Consider the following 6,439-nt stretch of genomic DNA (forward strand, 5'->3'; position numbering starts at 1 on the left):
TCGCGTTGGGCGATATACAAGGATGACAGGCGAGGAGGGAGCGCACTTTTCCCGATAGTCGCTACGCCGAAAAACTCTCTCCGCAGGAGCAATGCGCCACGGCGTTCGGGTTGGTCACCTTGAAGCCGCCTTTCTGCAAGTCCTCGCTGAAATCGAGCAGGGAACCGCTGACGAAGAGCGCGCTCTTCGGATCGATGACCACGTTCACGCCCGCGCTCTTCACCATGATGTCCCGGTTGGCCGGGCCATCGACGAGGTCCATCTTGTATTGCAAACCGGAGCAACCGCCGCCGATCACCGCCACGCGCAACGCGCCCTCGGGACGCCCCTGGCGGGTGAGCAGCGAATTCAGCTTGGCGCTGGCTTTCTCCGTCACCTTCACCAGTTTTTCGTTGCCGATTTTGATTTTGATTTCGCCGGTCGCGGTCATGTTTCCCCTACTCTAAAGAAAGCGGGCGCATTGTCCACCCGCACCCTCGATGAGCGCTCCGACCCTGAATCTGCCCGAGACCCGCGCCCTGGCTGCGCCCGAAACGCAGGGGATCAAGTATGCCGGCTCGAAGCGGAAACTGCTGCCGCACATCCTGCGGCTCGCGCAAAAAGTGCAGCCCCGCACGGTGCTCGACGGCTTCTCCGGCACCACCCGCGTCGCGCAGATGTTCGCGCAGACCGGCCACCGGGTGATCGCGAATGACCTGTCCGCGTGGTCGGAGGTCTTCGCCCATTGCTACCTGCGCAACCCCCACCCGTCCGCGCACTACGCACCACTGGTCGCCCATCTCGATGCCCTCGCCGGCGTGGACGGCTGGTTCACGGAACACTACGGCGGCGAGCCGAATGCCGGGAATTCCGTGGGCGACGACGGCTTGAAGAAACCCTGGCAGATCCACAATACGCGGCGGCTGGATGCGATCCGCGCGGAGATCGACCGCCTCGGCCTGAGCGAAATCGAGAAGTCGGTCCTGCTTACGAGCTTGATCCTCGCTCTGGACGAAGTGGACAGCACGCTCGGCCACTTCGCCTCCTACCTCAGCGACTGGTCGCCCCGCTCCTATCACCCGCTCCGTCTGCAAGTGCCCCGCTTGTTTCCCATCCAGCAAGCGCACGCCGTGCACCGTGGCGACATTTTCCAGCTCCTGCCGGAAATCGAGGCCGACCTCGCCTACTTCGATCCACCCTACGGCTCGAACAACGAGAAGATGCCGCCCTCGCGCGTCCGCTACGCCGCCTACTACCACCTCTGGACGACCATCTGCCTCGACGACCGGCCCGCGATCTTCGGCAAAGCCGGGCGGAGGGATGACTCCTCCGACACACAAGCTGGCTCGGTCTTCGAGGACTATCGCCGCAACGACGCCGGCCGGTTCGTCGTGGTCGACGCCATCGAACGGATGCTCCACGCCACCCGCGCGCCGCACATCATCCTTTCCTACAGTTCCGGCGGCCGCGCCACGGCGGAAGAACTGCACGAGGTCATCTCCTCCGTCGGCCGGGTGGTAGAGGTTCTGGAGATCGACTATCGGCGCAACGTGATGGCCGGGATGCGTTGGACGAACGCATGGGTCCGCGATGCCGAAGCGCCGAACACGGAGTTTCTCTTCCTGATCGAAAAGACCTAGGCCCAGTCGGACTTATTCCCGGCGGCTCCCGGTCGACCACTTAGATGCCATTCAATGGCATTAATCATCATGGCACTGCATGCGTCGGCGCGTCCCTTGCGAAAAGATTTTGGACCTTTACCAGCCTTTACCAGCCTTGACTGGCCTTGACTCGCCTTGACCGGGCTTGGGTTACTCTGAGCCGATTTCCGCCAATCAAGTCTGGTAAAGACTCAATCAAGGCAGCTCCAGTAATTTCTTGATGCAACTCCATTGCATCAGTCTCCCACCGTCAGTTTATCAAAGAACGCAACCCATCCACCCCTGTAAGAAGCCACGTCCCCTCCTCAGCCTATTCATCCTGTAAACCCGCGAAACATAGCAACCCGCGACAAAGAACGGAGCAAGACATTAGGTAGCGTTCACGAATTGTCGAAGATGCGGGCGACAACTACGGCAGACAGAGGCAGGCCAAAGGCCTGAGACAAGCCAGCCCAGAGCAGAGCGAGTTTGGCGAGCGTCGCCCTGGGAACACATCCCACGAACGGCGAGCCCTGAAGGGGCGAAACAGAGTCGGCGGGCAGCCGACCGGTCAAGCTCTTGTGGCGCCCACGTTGGGGCTGGGCGCTTTTTTGCTCCGAGACCCAGGGCGACGCTCGTGCCTCGCTTTGCCCAGGGCTGGCTTGTGGACGGGCCTTTGGCCCTCCGGCTAGCTCCCTCACCAGGAATTCGTGAACACTGCCTGGCCGAAGCCGTCGCGGATTCCTACAGCCACTTCTTGTGCTTGAAGAAGAGCACCTGGCCGATCGCGATCAGCACCATGACCCCGAGGACGATCACGTAGCCGTAGGGGCTGTGGAGTTCGGGCATGTTGAGCGGCATTTTCACGTCACCCTCCTGGTAGGCGAAGTTCATGCCGTAGAGGCCGGCGATGAAGGTGAGCGGAATGAAGATGGAGGACATGACGGTGAGCACGCGCATGATCTCGTTGGTGCGGATGCCGATGCTGGAGAGATAAAGCTCCATGAGGCCGGAGACGACGTCGCGATAGCTTTCCACCAAGTCCATGATCTGCACGGTGTGGTCGTAACAATCGCGGAGGAAGACCTTCGTCTCGGCCCGCACGAGGCCGGTTTCCTCGTGCATGAGCGAGGTGGCGACTTCGCGCGCCGGCCAGACGAAGCGGCGCATCTGGACGAGCGTGCGCTTGTATTCGTGCAGGGACAGCAGGCACGAGCGGCTCGGCTTTTCGACCATGGTGTTCTCGATATCCTCGATGGCGGCGCCGAGGTTTTCCAGCACGGGAAAGTAATGGTCGATGATGGAGTCGAGCAGCGCGTAGGCGAGGTAGTCGCACTTCATCTTGCGGATCCAGCCGCGACCGCTGCGAATGCGGGCGCGCACATGATCGAAGGCGTCGGTTTCCGGCTCTTCCTGCACGGTGATGATGAAGTTCCTCCCGAGAAACATGCTGACCTGCTCGCCACAGACTTCCTCCTCCTTGTTGAGATAAATCATCTCGGCGACGATGAAGAGGTAGCCCTCGTAATGCTCGACTTTCGGGCGCTGGCCGGTGTTGAGCACGTCTTCGAGGGCGAGCGGATGAAGGTTGAAACGCTCGCCCAGTTTGCGGAGCACGTCCACGTCGCCGAGGCCGTCGATATTGATCCAGCTTACCTTGTCGTTGTGAAAGCAGCCGAAGGCGTCCTCGATGTTGGCGATCTCCTTCTCCACCAGAGTCACTTCGTCATATTCGAAGAGGGTGATCTTCGGATGAACGGTCTTTCCATCGACGAGATGCGGCGTGAGCGTGGCCGGCGCCTGGCCGGGGGTGACGGAGCGGGTTTTGAACATACGGCGCGCATTTCAACACTCTCGCCTGCGCCTTAGCGAGCGCAGAGGCGCTGGATAGCAAGTCCTCGCTGCGGAGGCCGTCTATTTACGCGGCAGGAGAAGGCCCAATAAGATGATCAGGCCGAGGCAGGCGGAGACGACCAAAAAAAACTGAAGTTCTGCGACGTCGCGAGAGGAGAATTGCGCCGTCCACCAAAAGAGTGCAGTGATCAGAAAACTGATCGCACTCGAAATAATCGTCAGCCCGCGCCAGCGTCCGACCGCTCCGACGAGCCCGCCGAGTAGCGCCAGGCCGAGTGCGGGAATGGCGATGAGGAAGAGCCCCAAGTTGCCGAAATCGCTGGCGATAATGGGCACGATTTCTATCTCCGCGGGGACGCTCCCGGATTCATGATTGGGCCGATGGAAGGATCGAACTCTACTTCGCCGAGCCGTTGCCGTTGAATTGCAGGTAGGTGTAGCCCTTGAGCGCTTTCTCGTAGTTGGCGAGGAGCTTCATCGCTTCGTTCGGCTTGAGGCGGTCGGTTTTGATGGCGGCGTCGACCTGGGTCTTCATGTGGCGCGCGAGTTCGTTCTGGTCCCACTGGGTCATGGAGAGCACTTCGCCGATGGCGCTGCCTTCGATGGTCTCCTCGATGTACCAGCCGCTCTCCTCGTCTTCCTCGAGGAAGACGTGGGCCTCGTTCACCCGGCCGAAGAGGTTGTGCAGGTCGCCCATGATGTCCTGGTAGGCACCCATGAGGAAAAAGCCGAGGTAGTAGTGCTCGCCGGGCTTGAGCTTGTGCAGGGAGAGCGTGTCTTTCACGTCCTGGAGGTCGATGAACTTGCTGACCTTGCCGTCGGAATCGCAGGTGATGTCGACCAGGGTGCCTTGCCGCTCGGGAAATTCGTTGAGCCGGTGGATCGGCATGACGGGGAAGAGCTGGCCGAGCGCCCAGTGGTCGAGCAGGCTCTGGAAGACGGAGAAGTTGCAGACGTACTGATCGCCGAGCGAGGTCTCGAGTTCCTTCACTTCCTCGGGCACGTACTTCATGCCGGCGCAGAAATCGACGACCTTCTTGGCGATCTGCCAGTAGACGGTCTCGATCTTCGCCTTGCCCTCGAGGCCGAGCAAGCCGAGGTCGAACATGGACTGTGCCTGCTCCTTGAGCTGCTGGGCGTCGTGCAGCGATTCCATGCGATTTTGCTGCGAAAGGTTGCGCTGCAACTCGAGGATCTCCGCGACGTGCTTGGGATCTTCCGCGCCGGTTTCCACCTGGATGGGCGACCGGTCTTTCTCGATCGAGCCGAAGGCCTCGACGACGAGGATCGAATGATGGGCGACGATGGCCCGGCCGCTCTCGCTGACGATCGCGGGATGCGGCACCTTCTCCGAGTCGCAGACTTCCATAATATTCCAGACGATGTCGCGGGCGTACTCGTGCAACGAATAGTTCGTCGAGCTGTCGAAGGCGGTGCGCGAGCCATCGTAATCCACACCGAGGCCGCCGCCGACGTCGAGGTAGCCAAGCTCGTGGCCGAGCTTGCTGAGCTTCGCGTAAAAGCGCGCCGCCTCCCGGACCGCGCGCTTGATCGTGCCGATGTCCGGCACCTGCGAGCCGACGTGGAAGTGGACGAGCTTGAGGGTGTGGGCGAGGCCTTCCTTTTTCAGGTAGTCACTCGCGGCGACCAGTTCCGCAGTGCTCACGCCGAACTTCGCATTCTCGCCGCCGCTGGTGGCCCACTTGCCCGAACCTTTGGCCGAGAGGCGCACGCGGACACCGATCATCGGCTCGACGCCGACTTCCCGCGACACGCGAATGATTTCGGCGAGTTCCTCGATCTTCTCCACCACGAGGATCACTTTCTTGCCGAGCTTGCGGCCCATGAGGGCGTTTTCAATGAAGAGCTTGTCCTTGTAGCCGTTGCAGATGACCAGCGACTCCGGGTCGCGGTGGATGGCCAGGGCGGCGAGCAGTTCCGGCTTGCTGCCGGCCTCGATGCCGAAGTGATAAGGCGCGCCGGCGTCGACGATCTCCTCCACGACTTCACGGAGCTGGTTGACCTTGATCGGGAAAACGCCGCGGTACTCGTTGCCGTATTTCGCCTCCTGCATGGCGGTGGCGAAGGCCTTGTTGATCGTCTCCACGCGGTCGCGCAGGAGGTCCTGAAACCGCAGCACGAGAGGGAAGGTGAGGCCGCGCTCCTTGGCCTCGTCGATCAATTCCATGATGTCGATGGAAGCGGGCGCGCGGGTGGGATGGACCTGGATATTGCCCTTGGCATTGATCGTAAAATAGCCCGACCCCCAACGGTCGATGTTGTAGAGGGAAATGGCGGCGGGGATGTCCCAAGTCTGCTGCATGGGGCACGCGATAATGAAATGCGTGGGCGAATGCAATCAGCGCTTCGCAAAATCTTTGCGCAGGGCCGGCGGTTCACCGGAAAGTGGTGGCCGCTTCCGCGCCGTTGCGCCGCTGGGGGGCGCTTTTTCGCCCTCGACAGACGTGCACCCACGCCCGACATTGCGGCAACATGAACAAGCCTGTGATTTCCGTCGAAATTCGCACCGTGCTCCCGTTCAATTCGGGCCGGGCGGTTTTCATCGGCAATGAAGAAAAGGTGTTCGTGATCTACGTGGACGAAAGCGTGGGCGCGGCGATCGCGATGTTCCTCAACGACACGCCGAAGGAGCGTCCGCTGACGCATGATCTCATCGGCCACCTCATGACGGCACTCGGCGCGAAGGTCGAGCGTGTGATCATCAACGACCTCAAGAGCGAGACCTACTTTGCCCGGCTGATCATCAGCGCGGAGAACGAGCTGTTCGAAAAGAAGATCGTCGAGCTCGATGGGCGTCCGAGCGATTGCATCGCCCTGGCCATCCAGCAGAAGGCGCCGATCTATGTGAGCCGGGATGTGTGGGACGAGGTGGAGGATCGCAGCGACGTGTTGCGGCATCTGGAGGAGAATGGGCGGCAGGGCGAAGGGGAAGCTTAAGAAAAATG

At 61.1% G+C, this 6,439-nt stretch carries 6 protein-coding genes; 2 read left to right on the plus strand and 4 right to left on the minus strand.

Features of this window, described 5'->3' with window-relative positions; all coding sequences use genetic code 11:
- Positions 1-61: 61 nt before the first annotated feature.
- Positions 62-430, minus strand: coding sequence for an iron-sulfur cluster assembly accessory protein (locus ABJF10_RS28290; RefSeq protein WP_348547971.1), 369 nt, complete (start codon positions 428-430; stop codon positions 62-64).
- A gap of 49 nt (positions 431-479) precedes the next feature.
- Here ABJF10_RS28290 and ABJF10_RS28295 point away from each other — a divergent pair, with 49 nt between their 5' ends.
- The gene (locus tag ABJF10_RS28295; protein WP_348547972.1) at positions 480-1,619 is read left to right on the plus strand and encodes a DNA adenine methylase; all 1,140 of its coding nucleotides are present in this window, start codon (positions 480-482) and stop codon (positions 1,617-1,619) included.
- Positions 1,620-2,363: 744 nt separating this feature from the next.
- On the opposite strand, the gene corA is transcribed toward ABJF10_RS28295, so the two are convergent.
- The 3 genes from corA to speA form a co-directional block, all read right to left on the minus strand.
- The gene (corA, locus tag ABJF10_RS28300) at positions 2,364-3,452 is read right to left on the minus strand and encodes a magnesium/cobalt transporter CorA (RefSeq protein ID WP_348547973.1); all 1,089 of its coding nucleotides are present in this window, start codon (positions 3,450-3,452) and stop codon (positions 2,364-2,366) included.
- An 81-nt stretch (positions 3,453-3,533) separates the two neighbouring features.
- Positions 3,534-3,809, minus strand: coding sequence for a hypothetical protein (locus tag ABJF10_RS28305; RefSeq protein WP_348547974.1), 276 nt, complete (start codon positions 3,807-3,809; stop codon positions 3,534-3,536).
- 61 nt (positions 3,810-3,870) lie between these two features.
- Positions 3,871-5,796: a biosynthetic arginine decarboxylase gene (gene speA, locus ABJF10_RS28310; protein WP_348547975.1), complete on the minus strand. Its 1,926-nt coding sequence runs from the start codon at positions 5,794-5,796 to the stop codon at positions 3,871-3,873.
- A 182-nt stretch (positions 5,797-5,978) separates the two neighbouring features.
- On the opposite strand from speA, the gene ABJF10_RS28315 reads away from it, so the two are divergent.
- Positions 5,979-6,431: a bifunctional nuclease family protein gene (locus ABJF10_RS28315; RefSeq protein WP_348547976.1), complete on the plus strand. Its 453-nt coding sequence runs from the start codon at positions 5,979-5,981 to the stop codon at positions 6,429-6,431.
- Positions 6,432-6,439 lie beyond the last annotated feature (8 nt).

Source organism: Chthoniobacter sp. (assembly GCF_040003245.1).
In the GTDB taxonomy this organism is placed as follows: Bacteria; Verrucomicrobiota; Verrucomicrobiia; order Chthoniobacterales; family Chthoniobacteraceae; genus Chthoniobacter.